Consider the following 20813-nt stretch of genomic DNA (forward strand, 5'->3'; position numbering starts at 1 on the left):
GGAGAGACGTATGACCACCGAGAACGCCGTGCGGGTCCTGCTCTGCGACGACCATCCGCTCTACCTGGACGGGATGGAGGCCGCCCTGTCCTGTGTCCCGGACATCGAGGTCGTGGGCCGGGCCACCACCGGCGCGGAGGCGCTGACGCTGGCCGCGGAGCTGCGCCCGGACCTCGTCGTCATGGACCTCAACCTGCCCGACATGAGCGGCATCGACGCGATCCGTGAACTCTCCGGTGTGGCCATCCTGGTGCTGTCGATGTCCGAGGAGGACAGCTCCGTCCTCGCGGCGCTGCGCGCCGGGGCACAGGGCTACCTGGTCAAGGGGGCGCGTCGGGCTGAGATCCTGCGCGCGGTCCGCACGGTCGCCGACGGCGGGGCCGTGTTCAGCGGCGTCGTCGCCGCTCATCTGACGGCCTGTCTCACCGCTCCCGTCGGCGGCGGAACGCCGGCGGCTCTGCCGGAGCTGACGGACCGTGAACGTGAGGTGCTCGACCTGGTGGCCCGGGGACACGACAACCGCAGGATCTCCCGGGAGCTGTTCCTCTCGGAGAAGACGGTCCGCAACCACCTCTCGCACGTCTTCGCCAAGCTGCGGGTCCGGGACCGGGCCGCCGCCGTGGCCAGGGCCCGGGACGCGGGCCTGGGACAGGGATGAGACACCGGCCTCAGGCGCCCGGGACAGCGGGCGGACGAAGGTGATGGTGTCCGCACCAAGGGGGTGCGGACACCCCCGAAAGGAGGATGGCCATGCGTGCCGTCCCGTCCCTCCTCGCCCCGCTCGCCCTGACCCTCGCCGCGGTGGGATCCCTCGGCGCCGCCGAGGCTGCGGCGCCCGTCGCCGCGGTGAGCCAGAACTTCAACTGCGTGGTGCCGAAGTTCGGTTGGAACAACAACTGCTTCACCATCACGGTGCCCGCGCACAAGACCCTGAGGGTCGAACTGCGGACGGCACAGAACGAGACGGTCATCTTCAAGGCCAAGGGAGAGGAGTGCTCGCTGTCCCTGCGGGAGCCCTGTGACCTGTGGCGGAACACCACGAGTGAGCCCGTCGTCGTCGCGGTCGGCGCCAGCTCGTGGAGCACGAACACCTTCCGCGCAGAGGGCACGGCCCGCACCGTCTGACCCGGTGGCACGGGTGTGGCCCTGACCGGACTCCGGTCAGGGCCACACTCTGTCCCTTACAGGCCGTACTTCTCGCGCGCTTCCTTCACCGCGGTCGCCTTGACCTCGCCCCGCTTCGCGAGCTGGGCCAGGGCCGCGACGACGATCGACTCGGCGTCGACGCCGAAGTGCCGGCGGGCCGCCTCCCGGGTGTCGGAGAGGCCGAAGCCGTCCGCACCCAGCGAGGAGTAGTCCTGCTCGACCCACTGCGCGATCTGGTCGGGAACCTGGCGCATGTAGTCGGAGACCGCCAGCACCGGGCCCTCGGCGCCGTGCAGCGCCTGACGGACGTACGGCACGCGCTCCTCGCCGCGGAGCAGGGCCGCGTCCGCCTCCAGGGCGTCCCGGCGCAGCTCCGTCCAGGACGTGGCCGACCAGACGTCGGCCGCCACACCCCACTCCTCCGCGAGCAGCTTCTGCGCCTGCAGCGCCCAGTGGATCGCCGTGCCGGAGCTCAGCAGCTGGATGCGCGGGGCGTTCGCGACGGGGGACAGACCCGCCGACTCCGCCGTGTTGAAGCGGTACAGGCCCTTGACGATGCCCTCGTCGACCCCGTCCGCCGCCGGCTTCGCGGGCTGCGGCATCGGCTCGTTGTAGACGGTGAGGTAGTAGAAGACGTTCGGGTCCTCACCCGGCGCCGCCTCGCCGTACATCCGGCGCAGACCGTCCTTGACGATCGCCGCGACCTCGTAGGCGAAGGCCGGGTCGTACGTCAGCGCGGCAGGGTTCGTCGCCGCGATCACCGGCGAGTGACCGTCGGCGTGCTGCAGGCCCTCGCCCGTCAGCGTCGTACGGCCCGCCGTCGCGCCCACCAGGAAGCCGCGGCCCAGCTGGTCGCCGAGCTGCCACATCTGGTCGGCGGTGCGCTGCCAGCCGAACATCGAGTAGAAGATGTAGAACGGGATCATCGCCTCACCGTGCGTGGAGTACGCGGTGGACGCGGCGATGAAGTCGGCCATCGAACCGGCCTCGGTGATCCCCTCGTTGAGGATCTGGCCGTTCTTGGCCTCCTTGTAGTACATCAGCTGGTCGCGGTCGACCGGCTCGTACGTCTGGCCCTTGGGGGAGTAGATCCCGAGGGACGGGAACAGCGACTCCATACCGAAGGTGCGCGCCTCGTCGGGGACGATCGGCACCCAGCGCTTGCCCGTCTCCTTGTCGCGGACCAGGTCCTTGATCAGGCGGACGAAGGCCATGGTGGTGGCCACGTTCTGGGAGCCGGAGCCCTTGTCGAAGGACGCGAACGCCTTCTCGGCGGGGGCCGGCAGCGGGGCCACCGGGTGCACGCGGCGGGCCGGGGCCGGGCCGCCGAGGGCCGCGCGGCGCTCCTGGAGGTAGCGGACCTCGGGGGAGTCGGCGCCGGGGTGGCCGTAGGGGACGACCCCGTCGACGAACTGGCTGTCCGAGATAGGCAGCTCCAGCAGGTCACGCATCGCCTTGAACTCGTCCACCGTCAGCTTCTTCATCTGGTGGTTGGCGTTCTTCGACGCGAAGCCCTCGCCGAGGGTGAAGCCCTTGACCGTCTGGGCCAGGATCACGGTCGGCGCGCCCTTGAACTCAAGCGCGGCCTTGTACGCGGCGAAGACCTTGCGGGCCTCGTGGCCACCGCGGGAGAGGTGGAAGCACTCCAGGATCTTGTCGTCGCTGAGCAGCTTCGCCAGCTCGACGAGCGCCGGGTCCTTGCCGAAGAAGTCCTGGCGGATGTAGGCGGCGTCGCGGGTCTGGTACGTCTGCACCTGCGCGTCGGGTACCTCGCGCAGCCGGCGTACCAGCGCGCCGGTGGTGTCGAGCTGGAACAGCTCGTCCCAGGCCGTGCCCCACAGCGACTTCACGACGTTCCAGCCGGCGCCGCGGAACTGGGCCTCCAGCTCCTGCACGATCTTGAAGTTGGCGCGGACCGGGCCGTCGAGGCGCTGCAGGTTGCAGTTGATGACGAAGGTCAGGTTGTCCAGGCCCTCGCGGGAGGCCAGAGCGAGTGCCGCCGTGGACTCCGGCTCGTCCATCTCGCCGTCGCCGAGGAACGCCCAGACGTGCGAGTTCGAGACGTCCTTGATGCCGCGGGCCGTCAGATAGCGGTTGAAGCGCGCCTGGTAGATGGCGGAGAGCGGGCCGAGGCCCATGCTCACCGTCGGGAACTCCCACAGCCAGGGCAGGCGGCGGGGGTGCGGGTACGACGGGAGGCCGTCGCCGCCGGACTCGCGGCGGAAGTTGTCGAGGTGGCCCTCGTTCAGCCGGCCGTCCAGGAAGGCGCGGGCGTAGATGCCGGGGGAGGCGTGGCCCTGGATGTACAGCTGGTCGCCGGAGCCGTCCCCCTCCTTGCCCTTGAAGAAGTGGTTGAAGCCGGTCTCGTAGAGCCAGGCCGCGGAGGCGAAGGTGGCGATGTGGCCGCCGACGCCGTGTTTGCTGCCCCGGGTCACCATGGCGGCCGCGTTCCAGCGGTTCCACGCGGTGATACGGGACTCCATCGCCTCGTCACCGGGCACGGCCGGCTCGGCGGAGGTCGGGATGGTGTTGACGTAGTCGGTCTCGAGGAGCTTGGGCAGCGCGATGCCGGTGCCCTCGGCCCTCTCCAGCGTGCGGCGCATCAGGTATGCGGCGCGGTGCGGGCCGGCTGCCTTGGCGACCGCGTCCAGGGAGGCCTGCCATTCGGCCGTCTCCTCCGGGTCGCGGTCGGGGAGCTGGTCGAGCGCGCTCGGCTGGATGGCGTTGGGGTCGGTCATGTCGCCGCCTTCCTCAGTCGAAGGGGGTTCCCTCATCGGTAAGGGTTCGGGGGTGCCCTTTGTCTTTGGCAGGACAGGGCGAAGACCTCGGTGAAGGTCACGGCGACAATAACCCTCTGATCGATGATCGATCAAAGGGTTGAGGGCGAAAACCTCTTGATCACGAGAAAGTCGGCACGGGGTGCCTCCGGCAGTGGCACGGGGTGACCGTTTCGTCGGCGATTTGCGCAGGTGAGGAGGGGGGAGCGCGGATGAGCTCGGGCTGGGCGCGGCGCCCCTTCAGGGACTTCAGGGCGCTTGTCAGGCCCGGGGTGCGCAGCCGAGGACGTGACTCTTGACCAGGTCGGCGATGCGGGGGTCGCGGCGCTTGAACGCGGCCACCAGCTCCGCGTGCTCCTCGGCGTACGACTGCTGCACGGTCCCCAGCCACCGGATGGACAGCGCCGTGAACACCTCGATGCCGAGGCCCTCCCAGGTGTGCAGCAGCACGGAGTTGCCCGCGGCGCGGACCATCTCGCGGTGGAAGGCGACGGTGTGCCGGACCTGGGCCGTGCCGTCGGAGTCGCGGTCGGCGTCGTACAGCGCCGTGACATGCGGGTCCAGAGCGGAGCAGTCCTCGGCGAGGCGGTCGGCCGCGAGCTCGGCGGCGATGGCCTCCAGACCGGCCCGGACCGGGTAGCTCTCCTCCAGGTCGGCGGCCGTCAGGCTGCGGACGCGTACGCCCTTGTTCGGCGCGGACTCGATCAGGCGCAGGGACTCCAGCTCGCGCAGCGCTTCCCGTACGGGCGTCTGGCTGACCTCCAGCTCGGTGGCGATCCGCCGCTCCACGATTCGCTCGCCCGGCTGCCAGCGCCCGCTGATGATCCCCTCCAGGATGTGCTCGCGGATCTGTTCGCGCAGCGAGTGGATGACGGGGGCGGTCATGAGGGCTCCTTAGGGCGCGTTGACGTTTAGACAATACGGCGGTAGCGCTCCGCTGGGTGGGTCGACGGGGGTGCTTTGGTGCAGGTGAGACGAGACTTACATGGGGTTCGGGTGGGCCGGGCGCCTAAGGGGGAGGGTGATCTGTCGGTGGGCGGGTGCGGGTAGTCGTTGGCTGGTCGCGCAGTTCCCCGCGCCCCTGGAGGTGGGTCCGCTGCACCTGCCCCAAGGGGCGCGGGGAACTGCGCGAGCAACCACGAACCACCCGCACCCGCCCACCGACGCACCGCACCGAGCTCTCAGGCGCCCCAACAAAAGCGGCGCCCCGCCCGGAGAAGTCCCGGACGGGGCGCCGTACTGCTTCGTCGGCGATTACAGGCCGAGCTCGACCTCGAACTCGCCCGCTTCCAGGATCGCCTTGACCGCCGTCAGGTAACGGGCCGCGTCGGCGCCGTCGACCAGGCGGTGGTCGTAGGACAGGGTCAGGTACGTCATGTCGCGGACGCCGATGACCGTGCCCTCCTCGGTCTCGATGACCGCCGGGCGCTTGACCGTGGCACCGATGCCGAGGATCGCGACCTGGCCCGGCGGCACGATGATCGTGTCGAAGAGCGCACCGCGCGAACCGGTGTTGGAGATGGTGAAGGTCGCGCCGGACAGCTCGTCGGGCGTGATCTTGTTGGCGCGGACCTTGCCCGCCAGGTCGGCCGTGGCCTTGGCGATGCCCGCGATGTTGAGGTCGCCGGCGTGCTTGATGACCGGGGTCATCAGGCCCTTCTCGGAGTCCACCGCGATACCGATGTTCTCGGTGTCGAAGTAGGTGATCGTGCCCTCGGCCTCGTTGATCTTGGCGTTGATCGGCGCGTGCGCCTTCAGCGCCTGGGCCGCGGCCTTGACGAAGAACGGCATCGGGGACAGCTTGACGCCCTCACGGGCGGCGAAGGAGTCCTTGGCCCGGGCCCGCAGCTTCATCAGACGCGTGACGTCGACCTCGACGACCGAGGACAGCTGCGCCTGCTCGTGCAGCGCCTTGACCATGTTGTCGCCGATGACCTTGCGGATGCGCGGCATCTTGACGGTCTGGCCACGGAGGGGGGAGGCCTCCAGGGACGGCGCCTTCTTGGCGGCGGGGGCGGCATGGCCTCCGGCAGTCACAGCAGCGGCCGGAGCCGGAGCAGCGGCGGCGGCCTTCGCGGCCTCGGCGGCGGCGATGACGTCCTGCTTGCGGATACGGCCGCCGACGCCGGTGCCCTTGACGGCGCCCAGGTCGACGCCGTTCTCGGCGGCGAGCTTGCGCACCAGCGGGGTGACGTAGGCACCCTCGTCGGTCGCCTTGGCGGCGGCCGGAGCGGCCGGAGCCGGGGTGACCGGGGCCGGGGCGGCCGGCGCGGGAGCCGGAGCCGCGGGCTGGGCCGGAGCCGGGGCGGCAGCGGCGGGCGCGGCCGGAGCGGCGGGGGCCGGAGCCGGAGCGGCACCCGCGACGCCGATGACGGCCAGCTTGGCGCCGACCTCGGCCGTCTCGTCCTCGCCGACCACGATCTCCAGCAGCGTGCCGGAGGTGGGCGCGGGGATCTCGGTGTCGACCTTGTCCGTCGACACCTCCAGCAGCGGCTCGTCGGCCTCGACGCTGTCACCGACCGACTTCAGCCAGCGGGTGACGGTGCCCTCGGTGACGGACTCGCCGAGCGCGGGCAGGACGACGTCCGTGCCCTCGGCGGAGCCGGCGCCGGCGGCGGCCTCGGCGGTGGGAGCGGGGGCCGGGGCCGCCTGCTCGGTGGAGGGGGCGGCAGCGGCCGGCTCCGGAGCCGCGGCGGGCTCGGGCTCGGCGGCCGGGGCGGGGGCGGCCGCGGGGGCGCCCGTGCCGTCGTCGATCACGGCCAGCTCGGCGCCGACCTCGACCGTCTCGTCCTCGGCGACCTTGATGGAGGCCAGGACGCCGGCGGCGGGGGAGGGGATCTCGGTGTCGACCTTGTCGGTCGACACTTCGAGCAGGGGCTCGTCGGCCTCTACGCGCTCACCCTCGGCCTTCAGCCAGCGGGTGACAGTGCCCTCGGTGACGCTCTCGCCGAGCGCCGGAAGGGTTACGGAAACCGCCATGGTTTCGGTTGCTCCTTACGAAATTGCGGAAGTCTGAGTCGTCGCTTCGTCGACCGAGGGATCAGTCGTGCGCGTGCAGCGGCTTGCCGGCCAGGGCCAGGTGGGCCTCGCCGAGCGCCTCGTTCTGCGTCGGGTGGGCGTGGATGAGCTGGGCGACCTCGGCCGGCAGCGCCTCCCAGTTGTAGATCAGCTGGGCTTCGCCGACCTGCTCGCCCATGCGGTCGCCGACCATGTGGACGCCGACGACGGCACCGTCCTTGACCTGGACGAGCTTGATCTCGCCCGCGGTGTTCAGGATCTTGCTCTTGCCGTTGCCCGCCAGGTTGTACTTCAGAGCGACGACCTTGTCCGCGCCGTAGATCTCCTTGGCCTTGGCCTCGGTGATACCGACGGAGGCGACCTCCGGGTGGCAGTACGTCACCCGCGGGACACCGTCGTAGTCGATCGGGACGGTCTTCAGACCGGCCAGACGCTCCGCCACCAGGATGCCCTCGGCGAAGCCGACGTGCGCGAGCTGGAGGGTCGGGACCAGGTCGCCGACGGCGGAGATGGTCGGGACGTTCGTCCGCATGTACTCGTCGACGAGGACGTAGCCGCGGTCCATGGCGACGCCCTGCTCCTCGTAGCCGAGACCGGCGGAGACCGGGCCGCGGCCGACGGCGACGAGCAGGACCTCGGCCTCGAACTCCTTGCCGTCGGCCAGGGTGACCTTGACGCCGTCGGCGGTGTACTCGGCCTTCGAGAAGAAGGTGCCCAGGTTGAACTTGATGCCGCGCTTGCGGAACGCGCGCTCAAGAAGCTTCGAGGAGTTCTCGTCCTCGACCGGGACGAGGTGCTTCAGGCCCTCGATGACGGTGACGTCCGCACCGAAGGACTTCCAGGCGGAGGCGAACTCGACGCCGATGACGCCGCCGCCCAGGATGATCGCGGACTTCGGCACGCGGTCCAGGACGAGGGCGTGGTCCGAGGAGATGATCCGGTTGCCGTCGATCTCCAGGCCCGGCAGCGACTTCGGCACGGAGCCGGTCGCCAGCAGGACGTGGCGGCCCTGGACACGCTGGCCGTTCACGTCGACGGAGGTCGGGGAGGAGAGACGCCCCTCACCCTCGATGTACGTCACCTTGCGGGAGGCGACAAGTCCCTGGAGACCCTTGTACAGGCCGGCGATCACGCCGTCCTTGTACTTGTGGACCCCGGCGATGTCGATGCCCTCGAAGGTGGCCTTGACGCCGAACTGCTCGCTCTCGCGGGCCTGGTCGGCGATCTCGCCCGCGTGCAGCAGGGCCTTGGTGGGGATGCAACCCCGGTGCAGGCAGGTGCCGCCGACCTTGTCCTTCTCGATCAGGGCGACGTCCAGGCCCAGCTGCGCCCCGCGCAGGGCCGCGGCGTAACCGCCACTACCACCGCCGAGGATCACTAGGTCGAAAACGGTGCTGGCGTCGTTCGCCACGTCACGTCCTCCATGCATGTGCGCCTACGCCGGTCAGCGGTGACCGGTCGGCGGCTGGTGTCCGGCCGCTCTTTCTTCGGCCCTGTGGTGGGGCCCTGTCCTGCCGAGCCCCATCTTCGCACTTGTCCACACCGAACGAGACGCCGGGCCGGTGTGTGAGACGTCCCACCTTCGGCTTCCAGGCACGGGGCGCGGTCATGCCGGTAAGGGGCGCGGGGAACTGCGCGACAAGCCACATGCGGCCCGCAGCCGCCACAAGACGGACTGGACCGAGCTGGGTGGCGACGGGGCCTCGCCCTACCCGCGCGCGAGGCCCCGTCAACAAGAACCGACGTCAGCCCAGGTCACCGGCAGCCGTGAGCTCGGCAAGCCGCACCAGCGTCCGCACCGCAGACCCCGTACCCCCCTTGGGGGTGTACCCGAAGGCCCCGCCCTCGTTGAACGCAGGCCCCGCGATGTCCAGGTGCGCCCACGTGATCCCCTCGCCCACGAACTCCCGCAGGAAGAGCCCGGCGACCAGCCCGCCACCCATCCGCTCACCCATGTTGGCGATGTCGGCGGTGGGCGAGTCCATCCCCTTGCGCAGGTGCTCCGGCAGCGGCATCGGCCACGACGCCTCCCCGACCTCCTCGGCCGCCTCCACGATCGCGGAGCGGAACGCGTCGTCGTTGGCCATGACACCGAACGTCCGGTTCCCCAGCGCCAGCACCATCGCACCGGTCAGCGTCGCCACGTCCACGATCGCGTCCGGCTTCTCCTGCGACGCCGCCCACAGCGCGTCCGCCAGCACCAGCCGGCCCTCCGCGTCCGTGTTGAGGACCTCGACGGTCTTGCCGCTGTACATGCGCAGCACGTCACCGGGGCGCACGGCGGAACCCGAGGGCATGTTCTCGGCCAGCGCCAGCCAGCCGGTGATGTTCACCTGGAGGCCGAGGCGCGCGGCGGCCACGACGGCGGCGAACACGGCGGCCGCGCCGCTCATGTCGCACTTCATCGTCTCGTTGTGCCCGGCCGGCTTCAGCGAGATGCCGCCCGAGTCGTAGGTGATGCCCTTGCCGACCAGGGCGAGGTGCTTGTCCGCCTTGGAGTGCGTGTACGACAGCTTCACCAGCCGCGGAGCGGCCGCCGAGCCGGAGCCGACGCCGAGGATGCCGCCGTAGCCGCCGTTGGTCAGCGCCTTCTCGTCGAGCACCTGCACCTTGATGCCGTGTTCCTTGCCGGCCGCCGTGGCGATGGCGGCGAAGGACTCGGGGGTGAGGTCGTTGGGCGGGGTGTTGATCAGGTCGCGGGCGCGGTTCAGCTCCTCGACGACGGCGGTGGCACGCTCCAGCGCGGCCTTGTGCTCCTTGTCGCGGGGCTTGCCGCCGAGCAGCGCGGCCTCGGCGAGAGGGGCCTTGCCGTTCTTCTTCGCCGATACGTTCTTGCCGTTGTCCTTGTAGGCGTCGAAGGAGTACGCCCCGAGCAGCACGCCCTCGGCGACGGCACCGATGTCACCGGCGTCGCCCAGCGGCAGCGCGAACGCGGCCTTCTTCGAACCGGCGAGGGCGCGGGCGGCGACACCGGCGGCCTTGCGCAGCGCCTCGCCGTCGTACTCGCCGTCCTTCTCCGGCGCGGCACCCAGGCCGACCGCCACCACGAGCGGGGCCTTGAACCCGGCGGGCGCGGGGAGCTTCGTCACCTCGCCCTCGGCACCCGAGGCGCCGAGGGTCTCCAGGACGCCGGCGAGCCTGCCGTCGTACGCCTTGTCCACGGCCTCGGCGCCCGGTGCGACGACCGGGCCCGCCGCCTTGGAGCCGGCGCCCTTGGCGACACCGATCACGATCGCGTCGGCGCGCAGGCCGGGCGCCGCGGCGGTGCTGAGAGTGAGAGCAGTCACGGTGGTGAAATCTCGCTTCCGATGTGAAGTTTGCGATGGCCGAAAACGTGTGGGTCGACCGGGCCCGACGGCCGACCCTATTTCCGACCCACTGACGCGGTCTCAACGGGTGCGGTATCAGCGGGGCCTTCCCCGGCACGGCGAACACTCGGGACGAGCCTACGCTCGTGTGAGCGTTCGCTCATTCCTACGGGCGTTCACCCGTCGGTGGCGTCACGGTCATTTCTTGATCCTCCGCCTTGGTGAGCTGAGTCACACTCGTCTGGTTCCGGTGAGCGGTCAGCTTGCCGGTTTGCATGATTTCCACGGATCCTCCGCCGATTCACCGCAAGCGGCCACAAGGGGATCTTCTGGGGGGAAGGGGCGACCAATGGCGCAGAGTGCGCACAGATGGAGAAACTCGGCCGCTGTCGTGGCGGCCACCGGTCTGCTGGCGCTGGGTCTGGGAGTGCCCGGCGCCGCGGCCGCCGCACAGCCGCGGATCGATCTCAGGGTGCTGGTCGTGGACAACGGCGACAGCCCCGTCCGGGCGATCACCGCCCAGCTGAAGAGCACCGGCATCCCGTACACCACCGTCGACCTGAACGACGCGAACCGCCCGGCCATCACGGCCACGTTCCTCAGCGACACGGTGAACGGCACGCCCCGCGCCAAGTACCAGGGCGTCGTCCTGCCCAACGAGGCGCCCTTCGGGGAGGGGTCCGCCGAGCAGACCGCGCTGGAGAGCTACGAGCGGACCTACGGCATCCCGCAGGTCGACGCCTACACCTGGGCCCACCCGGGCGTCGGCCTCGACTACACCAGCGAGGGCGGCTGGACCGGGTCACTCGACGGGCAGGAGGCAGCCGTCACGACCGCGGGCAAGGCGGGGTACTTCGGCTACCTCGACGGCGCCTTCCGGTTCGAGGACAACGACCCGGCCGTACTGGAGAGTTACGGCTTCGTCGCCCGGCCCCGGGCCGGCTTCACCAGCTATGTCGACGCCCCCGTGCCCGCCGGCTCCGGGCGCGGCAGCCTGATCGGCGAGTACAGCCACGACGGCCGCCGCGAGCTGGTGGTGACCTTCGCCTACAACGAGTACCAGCAGCAGTTCCGGGTCCTCGCCCGCGGCATCGTCGAATGGCTGACGCAGGGCGTGCACCTGGGGCAGGCGCGCAACTACTTCGCGGTGCACGTCGACGACGTCTTCGCGCCCGACGCCCGCTGGGACACCGCACGCAACTGCACGCCGGGCGACATCGACTGCGTGGGCGGCCCCGGCGAGGAGGTCCCGCCGATCCGGATGACCGCCGAGGACGCCGTGCACGCCGCGCAGTGGCAGCGGCAGCGCGGCTTCAAGCTGGACATGGTCTACAACGCCGGCTCCGGCGAGGAGTGGAAGAGCGAGAACGGCGGCACCGACCCGCTCACCGACCGGCTGCTCGCCGACAAGGCGCAGTACCGCTGGATCAACCACACCTACACGCACCCCTTCCTCGGCTGCGTCCAGGACACCTCGACCGTCCCGTGGAGCTGCGCCAGGAACGCCGACGGCTCGACGAGGTACATGAGCCGCGCGGACATCTCCGCGCAGATCCGCGACAACCACAACTGGGGCGTCGCCAAGGGCCTCCCGCTCGACCGCACGGAACTCGTGACCGGCGAGCACTCCGGCCTGAAGACCCTCCCGCAGCAGCCCGCCGACAACCCCAACCTGGCCGGCGCCCTCGCCGACAACGGCGTCACGTGGATCGCCTCCGACAACTCCCGCGACCCCGCCCAGCGTTCGGTGGGCGCCGCCCGGACCGTGCCCCGGTACCCGATGAACGTCTACTACAACGTGGGCACCGAGGAGGAGATGGTCGACGAGTACAACTGGATCTACACCTCCACGGCCGACGGCGGCAGCGGCATCTGCGCGACCAACCCCGCCTCCACCTGCCTGGACGCGCCCCTGGACCTGACCACCGGGTACGGCGAGTACATCGTCCCGCTGGAGGCCCGTACCGCCCTCGGGCATGCGATCAGCAACGACCCGCGCCCGCACTACGCCCACCAGTCCAACCTCGCCGAGGACCGGACGCTCTACCCGGTCCTGGACAAGGTCCTCACCGACTACCAGTCGCTCTTCGCCGACAACACCCCCGTCGAGAACCTCGCCCAGAGCGCCATCGGCACCGAACTCCAACGCCGCGCCACCTGGCAGACCGCCGTGGCCAACGGCTCCGTCACGGCGTACCGCATCGGCAAGACGGTCACCGTCAAAGCGCCCAACGGGACATTGATCCCCGTGACCGCGCCGGAGGGCACGACCAAGCAACTCCTGCTCGGAACCTCCGCGTTCGGGACGCCGTACGCGGGCAGCCGCTCGGCCTGGACCAAGCCGGAGCTTCTGCAAAGCGCCATCACCTTGAAGTTGCCGTAGGGCATCGCCCCCTTCTTTGGGGGCGCGGGGCTGTTTTGGACTTGCGGCTACCGCCGCGTGGGCGCGACCAGCCACGACGCGGCGGTGGCCGGGGTCCGGGCAGCAGTTCCCCGCACATCATCAGCACAACAGGGGGAAGCCCAGCCATGCCTACAGGCCGCCACGTCACCATGCTCACCGAAGGCACCTACCCACACGTCCACGGCGGAGTCAGCACCTGGTGCGACCAGCTCGTCAAGGGCATGCCCGAGGTCGACTTCCACATCGTCTCGCTCACCGGAACCGGCCGCGAACCGGTCACCTGGGAGCTGCCGCCCAACGTCCACCGGCACACCTCCGTACCGACCTGGGGCCCGCGTCCAGGGCACAAACGGCCTCCGTACGGCAGGTCCCGGCGCCGTTTCCTCGACGCCTACGAGCGTTTCCTGCTCTCCTTCCTGGACCCCGACGCGCACTGCGACTTCGGTGAGGCCCTGGACGAGCTGGCCGAACTCGCCCGCGACGGACGGCTGTCGGCGGCCCTGCGCACCGAGTCGGCGCTGCGGTCGCTGATGTGGATATGGACGATGCCGCATCTGCCGACCGCGGCCGCCGACCCGACCGTCCACGACGCACTGACCGCGACCGACCTGCTGGAACACGCCCTGCGCCCGCTCGGGATCCGGATCCCCGAGGACTCGGTCGCCCACGCGGTGAGCAGCGGCCTCGCCACGCTCCCCGCCCTCGCCGCCCGCAGACTGGACGGCGTGCCGTTCCTCCTGACCGAGCACGGCATCTATCTGCGCGAGCGCTACCTCGGTTACCGCAGCGACGCCCAGCGCTGGCCGGTGAAGGCGTTCATGCTCGGCTTCTACCGTGAACTGAATTCACACGGTTACCGCACGGCCGACCTGATCACACCGTGCAACCAGTACAACCGCCGCTGGGAGGAGCGCGGCGGCGCCGACGCCGACAAGATCCGCACCGTGTACAACGGCGTCGACCCGCACGCCTTCCCGCACGCCGGCCCCGAGCCCGAGGTCCCGACCCTCACCTGGTGCGGCCGCGTCGACCCCATCAAGGACCTGAAGACCCTCCTGCGGGCCTACGCCATGGTCCGCGCCGAACTCCCGGAGACCCGGCTGCGCCTGTTCGGCCCGGTCCCGCCCGGCGGCGAGGCCTACCGCACCGAACTGGAGAAGCTCGCCGCCGAACTCGGCGTGACGGACGGCCTGACCTTCGAGGGCCGCATCAGCGAGGTCTGGCGCGCCTACGCCGCCGGTCACGTCGTCATGCTGTCGTCCATCTCCGAGGGCTTCCCGTTCTCCATCATCGAGGCCATGTCCTGCGGCCGTACGACCGTCTCGACGGACGTCGGGGGAGTGCGCGAGGCCGTCGGCGACACCGGCCTGGTCGTCCCGCCGCGCGAACCGGAGAAGATGGCCGCCGCCGCGCTGACCCTGCTCCGCGACGACGAACGACGCCTGGAACTGGGCGAGTCGGCCCGACAGCGCGTCATCGACCGCTTCACGCTGCGCCGCTCCGTGGACAACTTCCGGACGATCTACCAGGAGCTCGCGGGCGGCGCCGAGGTCTACGAGCCCACGCTGGAGACGGTCGCCGACTGGACCCTCGAACTGCGCGACCCCTGGTACGAGAAGGTCGCGACGGACGGAACCGGCTGGTGAGCGGCAGCCTCTGGATGCCGCCCGGCGCCCACCCCGACACCCTGCCCGCCGTACCGCGCCAGCGCACCGCCCCCAGCTGGGCGCGGCCCGACCCCCTCGACGAACTCGCCGAACGTCTCTCCGACTTCATAGCCGCCGCCGTCCACCCGGACGAGATCGCCGCGCTGCTGGAGTCCGACGGCCTGTCCGACGACCAGATACGCGAGCGCTACGGCGTGAAGGACTCGTTCGCCCTGGCGGAGGAGCTGTACGAACGCGTCGAACGCCGCCACCCGGAGCCGGACGGCCCCACCCACGACCCCTGGCGGACCGGCCTGCTCGGCTGCCTCCTGCGCGGCGTGGTCTTCGCCCTCCCCGGCCTCGGCTACGTCCTCGGCGCCCCCTTCCTCACCGGCCCACGCGACGACTTCGACCTCCCCGCCGGCACGGTCCCGCTGCTGGCCGGAGCCCTGGTCGGCTGGACCTGGAACCAGGGGCTCGCACATCGGGCGTACTCCTGGCTGGGGTCGGGCGACCGAGGGGCTGCCCGCCGCTCGTTGCTGCTGGGCGCTCCAGCGGGCGCCCTGCTCGGCACCCTGCTGTCCCTGGCCGTGGCGGGCACCACCCACCCCTCCGCCCTGGCTTTCACGGCCGGCCAGTCGATCTACCTGGCCGCGGCGACGGTACTACTGGTGCTGGGCCGCGAACGGTCCTTGCTGGCCGCGTTGTCGCCGATGACGGCGGGAGCGGTACTGACGCTGGTCCATCCGCTGCCGGACGCCGCCCGACTCGTCCTTCTCTTGGGTTCGCTCGCGGTGGTAGTACTTCTGGGCCTACGCGAAGTGGCACCCCCCAAGGGGCGCGGGGCTGTATTCGATTTGCGGCTACCGCCGCGTGGGCGCGACAAGCCACAAGGCACCAGCAGCCGCCAAACGACAATGGGCCCCCACCCCTTGGGCTCCCTCCCCTATGCCGTCTTCGGCCTGGCCACAGGCACCCTGGTCCTTCATACGGCCCTGGGCGCCGCCCCAGCCGCCGTAGCCCTCACCCTCAGCATGGGCCCCGCCGAATGGCTCCTGTACCGCTTCCGCAGCGCGACCCTCGCGGGCCTGCGATCCAGCGGCACCCCCAGGGCGTTCCGGCGCACGACGGCACGAACGGTCGCCGAATGCCTAGCGGTCTACCTGGCCGCCCTCCTGGCCCTCACCCTCACCACCGGCATCACCGGCGTGCACCTGGCCGGTCTGCTCCTCCTCGGCGTCGTCCTGTGGACGGGCCTGCTGCTCCAGTCCTTCGGCGCGGTACTCGGCACGACGACGATCTGCTGCGTGGCCGCTCTCGCCCAGACGGTCGCCCTGGTGACGCACACAGGCGGCCCGCACTGGACCGGCCTGATCGTCCACGCGACGGCCGCGGTGGCGCAGACCGCCCTCGTCTGCGCCCTGTTGGGGAGAGTGACCGCCCACCGATGAACGACCTGCTGATCCCCTACTACGAGCACCCGTCCGCCCGCCCCGCCGAATGGGACGCGATTATCGAGGCCGCGCCCCGCGTCCACGGGGTCGTCCTGAACCCGGCCAGCGGCCCCGGCGAGACACCCGACGCGGCGTTCGCCGAGGTCGCCGACAGACTGCGGCGTGCGGACGTCCGGGTGCTCGGCTACGTCGACACCGACTACGGCCGCAGACCCCAGGCCGACGTCGTACAGGACCTCGTACGGCACCGGGACTGGTACGACGCCGACGGCGTCTTCCTCGACCAGGTCGCCTCCGGCCGTGCGGAGTTCCCGTACTACCGGCGCCTCGCTGCGGCCGCCCGGGGCGCCGGTCACGGAACGGTCGTCCTGAACCACGGCACCCCGCCGGACCCCTCGTACGCCAGGATCGCCGACGTCCTGGTCACCTTCGAGGGCACCTGGGAGTCGTACACGGCCGCGCGGCCGCAGGAGTGGCGGGGCGGCACGGGCGTACGGCTGTGTCATCTGGTCCACGGCGTCCCGGCCGGCGTCGACCTGGCCGGAACGGCCCGGGAGCGCGGGGCCCGCGTGTACTGCGGGGTGCCCGGGACGGGGGATCATCCTTGGGGTACGTTGCCGCACGCTCTGGAGCCCACCCTGTGAGACGCGTTCTGTCGCTGGTCGCCCTGTTGTCGCTGCTCGCGGGCTGCACCGCGGGGCCCGCCGAGGACGAGGAGCCGAGCGGGCACCGCTGGCAGCCGCGCCCCGGTACGGCCTGGCAGTGGCAGCTCAGCGGGCGCCTCGACACCTCCGTCGACGTGCCGGTGTACGACATCGACGGCTTCGACCACTCGAAGGCCACGGTCGCCGGGCTGCACGGCCAGGACCGCAAGGTCATCTGCTATCTCTCCACCGGTGCCTGGGAGGACTGGCGGCCCGACGCCGGGAAGTTCCCCAGGGCGGTGCTCGGCAAGGGCAACGGCTGGGAGGGCGAGCGCTGGCTCGACATCCGGCGCACGGACGTCCTGGAGCCGTTGCTGGCGGCCCGGATCGACATGTGCCGCGACAAGGGCTTCGACGCGGTCGAGCCGGACAACATGGACGGCTACCGCAACAGCACCGGCTTCCCGCTGAAGGCCGCCGACCAGCTCCGCTACAACCGGCTCGTCGCGAGGCTGGCCCACGAGCGAGGCCTGGCGGTCGGCCTGAAGAACGACCTGGACCAGATTCCCGAGCTGGTCGACGACTTCGACTTCGCGGTCAACGAGCAGTGCGCCCAGTACGAGGAGTGCACGGCCCTCAGCCCCTTCGTGGAGGCGGGCAAGGCGGTCTTCCACGTCGAGTACGAGGTCCCGACGCGCAGCTTCTGCGGTCAGTCCCGTCGTCTGAAACTGAGTTCGATGCTGAAGAAGTACGACTTGGGGGTGTGGCGCCGGGCGTGCTGAGAACCGGGCGGACGGGGGGTCAGCCCAGGGTCAGCACCACGAGCGCGGTGGTCGCCGCCGTCTCCGCGAGGCCGCCGAAGACATCGCCGGTGACGCCCCCGAAGCGGCGCGTGCAGTGCCGGAGCAGCAGCTCGGCGACGGCGAGCGCGGCGACGACCGCCAGGGCGGTGCGGACGATGTCGTACGTCCCCAAGAGCGCGCCCGCCGCCGCGGCGACCCCGGTCACCGCCAGGGCGACGGCCACCGCGGCCCGTACCGGAACGACGCCGGCGACCGCGGCCCCCAGCCCCTCCGGCCGGGCGGCGGGCACGCCGGTGCGGGCGGCGAGGGTGAGCGCGAGGCGGGCGGCGACGGCCGGGACGACGGTGGCGAGGGCGCCCCGGGCCCAGGAGTCGTCGTACAGCTGGGCGAGCGCGGCCACCTGCGCGAGCAGCACGAACACGAGCGTGATGACCCCGAAGGGGCCGATGTCCGACTGCTTCATGATCCGCAGCGCGTCCTCGGCGGGCTTGCCGCTGCCGAGCCCGTCGGCGGTGTCGGCGAGGCCGTCGAGATGCAGCCCTCGGGTGAGTACGGCGGGGACGGCGGCGCCGGCGACGGCGGCGAGGAGGGGACCCGCACCGAGGAACAGCAGCGCGAGTGCGGCGAGGGCGGCACCGCAGCCGAGGACGACCCCCACCAGCGGGGCGCACAGCATTCCGCCGCGCGCCGCCTCCCGGTCCCAGCGGCTCACCTGCACGGGGAGGACGCTCAGGGTGCCGAAGGCGAAACGGAGACCGTGCAGGGGCGGCGGGGTCATGGACACGTCGGCAGGGTAGCCCGGACGTCCGCCCCGCCAGGCGGCCCGCCCCCGACCCGGACACACTGAGACCATGGGTGACTGGTGGCAGCGCAACATCGTCGAACCGGGGAAGCTTCCGCTGCTCCTGGCCCTGACCGCCTTCGTGGTCACCTTCCTCGTCACCCGCGTCATCACCCGCATGATCCGCGCGGGCAAAGGACCGTTCCGCAACATCGAGACCGGCAGCGTCCACATCCACCACGTCGTCCCCGGGATCCTCCTCACGGTCATCGGCGGCTTCTGCGCGGTGGCCAGTGGTCAACGGGGCTTCGGCGCGGCCGCGGCCGCGGTGGTCTTCGGGATCGGCGCGGGGCTCGTCCTGGACGAGTTCGCGTTGATCCTGCATCTGGACGACGTGTACTGGACCGAGGCGGGCCGCAAGAGCGTCGAGGTCGTCGTGCTCACCGCCGCCCTGGCCGGCCTGTTCCTCCTCGGCTACGCGCCCTTCGGGGTCAACGACCTCAGTGACGACGAGCTCCAGAACCGTGGGACGGTGCTCAGCACGATCGCCGGGAACTTCTTCGTCGCCCTGATCGCCCTGTTCAAGGGCAAGGCCCGGATGGCGATCTTCGGGGTGGTCATCCCCTTCGTCGCCCTGTTCGGCGCCGTCCGCCTGGCCCGTCCGGTCTCCCCGTGGGCGAAACGCTTCTACCGGCGCCGTCCGCGCGCCCGCGCCAAGTCCTGGCTGCGCGCCTACCACCACGACAGACGCTGGAGCGGACCCAGCCGCAAACTTCAGGACTGGATCGGCGGTGCCCCCGACGTGGAGCCGCCCCGGGCCCTGGAACGCCGCTGACGCACCGCCGACACCGCGCACAGCACCAGCACCGCCGCGATGGCCGCCAGGTGCTCCTTCCCGGCGAGGTTGTCCTTCAGCACGACCTCGACCACTATCGCCACGATCACCACGGCTGCGGTGACATACGCGCCGTAGCGCCACCCGAGGAAGACCGCCAGCCCCACCACGGCCGCCGACGGCCCCGTGTCCACGACCCGCGCGTCCGAGGCGGGCAGCCCGATCGGGTGGTCCGGACCGAGCGCGATGCCCACGCGCGCGTACAGCGTGCCGGCGAGGGTCGCGACGTAGGCGACGACGAGCGTGCGCCATCGGCCCAGACAGAGCTCCGCGATCCCGAACACCACCAGGATCTGCGCGAGCGCGCCCCACACCGGCAGGTCGAGGGCGGGCACGAACAGGGACAACGGCGTCCGCGCGAGCGCCGGCCCCAGCGGGTCCTCGGCGCGGACGGCCCCGAGGTCCTGAACGGCCTGGTACCCCCAGGGCTGGTTCTGCACGACCTGCACGAGCCCCGTCAGACAGACGGCCCCCAGCGTCATCGGCAGGGCCGCCCACCATCGCCGCCCGGCCGACACCCTCCGAACGGCGAGGTACAGCGCCCCCCACTCGGCACGGATCCAACGGCTGAGGGTGTCAGCTCTCACGAGTGGGGATCATATGCCGACAATCAGGACGAATCGCCCTCCGGCTCGGACGTGGGCTTCTCGTCCGCCGGCGTCTCCGAGCCCACCGACGTCTCCGCGTCGTCCGGCTTCTCCGAGGGCTCCGGCTTCTCCGGCAGCTCCGCGGCCAGTGCCGCCGCGGCCTGGACCATCGGCAGGGCCAGCAGGCCCCCGGCGCCCTCGCCGACCTTCACGCCCGGGTCGAGCAGCGGCTCCAGGGCCATGCGGTCCAGGGCCTTCGCCTGGCCAGGCTCCCCGCTGTTGTGCGCGGCCAGCCACCAGTCCGGCGCCCGGAAGGCGATCCGCTGCCCCACCAGCGCACACGCTGCGACCACGACCCCGTCCAGCACGACCGGCACCTTCCGCACCGCGCTCTGCAGCAGGAAGCCGGTGATCGCGGCGAGGTCCGCGCCGCCCACCGTCGCGAGCAGCTGGAGCTGATCCCCGAGTACGGGCCGCGCCCGGCGCAACGCGTCCCGGATCGCCGCGCACTTGCGCATCCACGCCAGGTCGTCGATGGCCAGCCCACCCCGCCCGGTCACCACCGACGCGTCGGTCCCGCACAGCGCGGCGACCAGCACCCCGGCCGCCGTGGTGCCTCCGACGCTCGCATCCCCGAGCACCACCAGATCCGTACCGGAGTCGGCCTCTTCGTCGGCCACCGCGACACCGGCCCGGAAGGCGGCCTCCGCCTCCTCCAGGGACAACGCGTCCTCGACATCGATACGACCGCTGCCGCGCCGCACCCGATGCCGTACGACCGCCTCCGGCAGCGACTCCGGGTCGCAGTCCAGCGCCATGTCCACGACCCGCACCGAAACCCCGAGCCGCCGCGCGAGCACCGACACGGGCCGGCCGCCGTCGAGGATCTCCCGCACCAACTCCCCGGCGCTGCCCGCCTCGCGCGCCGACACGCCCAGCTCGGCGACCCCGTGGTCACCGGCGAACAGGACGACCCGCGGCTGTTCGATCGGCCGCACCGGAACGGCGGACTGTGCGGCGGCCAGCCACTCACCCAGGTCGTCGAGGCGCCCCAGCGCCCCCGGCGGCACGATCTGACGCTCACGGCGCGCCTCTGCGTCACGGCGTACCCCTCCGTCGGGGCGCTCGATCAGATCAGTGAAGTCGTCGAGATTAAGCGAGCTCATTCGCCGAACAGTACCGGCACCGGTCGAACAGAACGGCGCCACATGGCCCCCACGGGGCCCGCCACGTCACCACCGCATCCGTGTGACGTCGTTGCACCCCGAATCGGCATCCCATACGTTCCGTTTTGCCGTGGATTGTCGGGGCATGGTCCGGGCATGCTCGCACCGCCCGCCGTACCCCCCG

16 protein-coding genes are annotated in these 20813 nt (G+C 71.3%); 8 read left to right on the top strand and 8 right to left on the bottom strand.

Annotated elements, in window-relative coordinates; genetic code table 11:
- Positions 1-10: 10 nt before the first annotated feature.
- Both AQJ67_RS13315 and AQJ67_RS13320 read left to right on the top strand, forming a co-directional pair.
- Positions 11-658: a response regulator gene (locus AQJ67_RS13315; protein WP_062718865.1), complete on the top strand. Its 648-nt coding sequence runs from the start codon at positions 11-13 to the stop codon at positions 656-658.
- A gap of 92 nt (positions 659-750) precedes the next feature.
- Positions 751-1125: a hypothetical protein gene (locus tag AQJ67_RS13320; protein WP_062718867.1), complete on the top strand. Its 375-nt coding sequence runs from the start codon at positions 751-753 to the stop codon at positions 1123-1125.
- Positions 1126-1181: 56 nt separating this feature from the next.
- Here the strand turns inward: AQJ67_RS13320 and aceE are convergent, their stop codons facing one another.
- From aceE to AQJ67_RS13345, 5 genes are all read right to left on the bottom strand, one after another.
- Positions 1182-3884, bottom strand: a complete 2703-nt coding sequence (aceE, locus tag AQJ67_RS13325; RefSeq protein ID WP_062718869.1) for a pyruvate dehydrogenase (acetyl-transferring), homodimeric type — start codon at positions 3882-3884, stop codon at positions 1182-1184.
- Between the two features lie 300 nt (positions 3885-4184).
- Positions 4185-4808 carry a GntR family transcriptional regulator gene (locus AQJ67_RS13330; RefSeq protein WP_062718871.1) on the bottom strand — a complete coding sequence of 208 codons (624 nt, stop codon included), beginning with the start codon at positions 4806-4808 and terminating at the stop codon, positions 4185-4187.
- Positions 4809-5177: 369 nt separating this feature from the next.
- Positions 5178-6902 carry a 2-oxoglutarate dehydrogenase, E2 component, dihydrolipoamide succinyltransferase gene (gene sucB, locus AQJ67_RS13335; RefSeq protein ID WP_062718873.1) on the bottom strand — a complete coding sequence of 575 codons (1725 nt, stop codon included), beginning with the start codon at positions 6900-6902 and terminating at the stop codon, positions 5178-5180.
- A 61-nt stretch (positions 6903-6963) separates the two neighbouring features.
- Complete coding sequence (lpdA, locus tag AQJ67_RS13340) at positions 6964-8352, bottom strand: dihydrolipoyl dehydrogenase (RefSeq protein ID WP_062718874.1); 1389 nt, start codon at positions 8350-8352, stop codon at positions 6964-6966.
- A 334-nt stretch (positions 8353-8686) separates the two neighbouring features.
- The gene (locus AQJ67_RS13345; protein WP_062718876.1) at positions 8687-10228 is read right to left on the bottom strand and encodes a leucyl aminopeptidase; all 1542 of its coding nucleotides are present in this window, start codon (positions 10226-10228) and stop codon (positions 8687-8689) included.
- Positions 10229-10598: 370 nt separating this feature from the next.
- On the opposite strand from AQJ67_RS13345, the gene AQJ67_RS13350 reads away from it, so the two are divergent.
- The 5 genes from AQJ67_RS13350 to AQJ67_RS13370 all read left to right on the top strand — a co-directional run bounded on the left by AQJ67_RS13350 (position 10599) and on the right by AQJ67_RS13370 (position 17179).
- The gene (locus AQJ67_RS13350) at positions 10599-12632 is read left to right on the top strand and encodes a hypothetical protein (protein ID WP_062718878.1); all 2034 of its coding nucleotides are present in this window, start codon (positions 10599-10601) and stop codon (positions 12630-12632) included.
- Between the two features lie 146 nt (positions 12633-12778).
- Complete coding sequence (pelF, locus tag AQJ67_RS13355) at positions 12779-14299, top strand: GT4 family glycosyltransferase PelF (protein ID WP_062718880.1); 1521 nt, start codon at positions 12779-12781, stop codon at positions 14297-14299.
- Positions 14296-15750, top strand: a complete 1455-nt coding sequence (locus AQJ67_RS13360) for a hypothetical protein (RefSeq protein ID WP_062718882.1) — start codon at positions 14296-14298, stop codon at positions 15748-15750. Before pelF ends, AQJ67_RS13360 begins: the two co-directional genes overlap by 4 nt.
- On the top strand, positions 15747-16397 hold the full coding sequence (locus tag AQJ67_RS13365; RefSeq protein WP_062718884.1) for a spherulation-specific family 4 protein: 651 nt from the start codon (positions 15747-15749) through the stop codon (positions 16395-16397). Before AQJ67_RS13360 ends, AQJ67_RS13365 begins: the two co-directional genes overlap by 4 nt.
- Positions 16394-17179, top strand: coding sequence for an endo alpha-1,4 polygalactosaminidase (locus tag AQJ67_RS13370; RefSeq protein ID WP_062718886.1), 786 nt, complete (start codon positions 16394-16396; stop codon positions 17177-17179). The genes AQJ67_RS13365 and AQJ67_RS13370 overlap by 4 nt, the downstream gene beginning before the upstream one ends.
- A 19-nt stretch (positions 17180-17198) precedes the next feature.
- On the opposite strand, the gene AQJ67_RS13375 is transcribed toward AQJ67_RS13370, so the two are convergent.
- Entirely contained in the window at positions 17199-17978 is a 780-nt protein-coding gene (locus AQJ67_RS13375; protein ID WP_062718888.1) for an adenosylcobinamide-GDP ribazoletransferase, read from the bottom strand.
- Between the two features lie 73 nt (positions 17979-18051).
- On the opposite strand from AQJ67_RS13375, the gene AQJ67_RS13380 reads away from it, so the two are divergent.
- Positions 18052-18816 carry a hypothetical protein gene (locus AQJ67_RS13380; RefSeq protein ID WP_062718890.1) on the top strand — a complete coding sequence of 255 codons (765 nt, stop codon included), beginning with the start codon at positions 18052-18054 and terminating at the stop codon, positions 18814-18816.
- Here the strand turns inward: AQJ67_RS13380 and AQJ67_RS48575 are convergent.
- On the bottom strand, positions 18756-19463 hold the full coding sequence (locus tag AQJ67_RS48575; RefSeq protein ID WP_062718892.1) for a hypothetical protein: 708 nt from the start codon (positions 19461-19463) through the stop codon (positions 18756-18758). The genes AQJ67_RS13380 and AQJ67_RS48575 overlap by 61 nt on opposite strands.
- A gap of 23 nt (positions 19464-19486) precedes the next feature.
- Positions 19487-20629, bottom strand: a complete 1143-nt coding sequence (gene cobT / locus AQJ67_RS13390; RefSeq protein ID WP_062718894.1) for a nicotinate-nucleotide--dimethylbenzimidazole phosphoribosyltransferase — start codon at positions 20627-20629, stop codon at positions 19487-19489.
- Positions 20630-20813: the final 184 nt, after the last annotated feature.

The organism is Streptomyces caeruleatus, from assembly GCF_001514235.1.
GTDB classification, from domain to species: domain Bacteria; phylum Actinomycetota; class Actinomycetes; order Streptomycetales; family Streptomycetaceae; genus Streptomyces; species Streptomyces caeruleatus.

Excerpts from the sequence above, each read along its gene's own strand:
- AQJ67_RS13315 (WP_062718865.1), top strand. The coding sequence starts at position 11 with ATGACCACCGAGAACGCCGTGCGGGTCCTGCTCTGCGACGACCATCCG.
- AQJ67_RS13320 (WP_062718867.1), top strand. The coding sequence starts at position 751 with ATGCGTGCCGTCCCGTCCCTCCTCGCCCCGCTCGCCCTGACCCTCGCC.
- aceE (WP_062718869.1), bottom strand. The coding sequence starts at position 3,884 with ATGACCGACCCCAACGCCATCCAGCCGAGCGCGCTCGACCAGCTCCCC.
- AQJ67_RS13330 (WP_062718871.1), bottom strand. The coding sequence starts at position 4,808 with ATGACCGCCCCCGTCATCCACTCGCTGCGCGAACAGATCCGCGAGCAC.
- sucB (WP_062718873.1), bottom strand. The coding sequence starts at position 6,902 with ATGGCGGTTTCCGTAACCCTTCCGGCGCTCGGCGAGAGCGTCACCGAG.
- AQJ67_RS13350 (WP_062718878.1), top strand. The coding sequence starts at position 10,599 with ATGGCGCAGAGTGCGCACAGATGGAGAAACTCGGCCGCTGTCGTGGCG.
- pelF (WP_062718880.1), top strand. The coding sequence starts at position 12,779 with ATGCCTACAGGCCGCCACGTCACCATGCTCACCGAAGGCACCTACCCA.
- AQJ67_RS13365 (WP_062718884.1), top strand. The coding sequence starts at position 15,747 with ATGAACGACCTGCTGATCCCCTACTACGAGCACCCGTCCGCCCGCCCC.
- AQJ67_RS13375 (WP_062718888.1), bottom strand. The coding sequence starts at position 17,978 with ATGACCCCGCCGCCCCTGCACGGTCTCCGTTTCGCCTTCGGCACCCTG.
- AQJ67_RS13380 (WP_062718890.1), top strand. The coding sequence starts at position 18,052 with ATGGGTGACTGGTGGCAGCGCAACATCGTCGAACCGGGGAAGCTTCCG.
- cobT (WP_062718894.1), bottom strand. The coding sequence starts at position 20,629 with ATGAGCTCGCTTAATCTCGACGACTTCACTGATCTGATCGAGCGCCCC.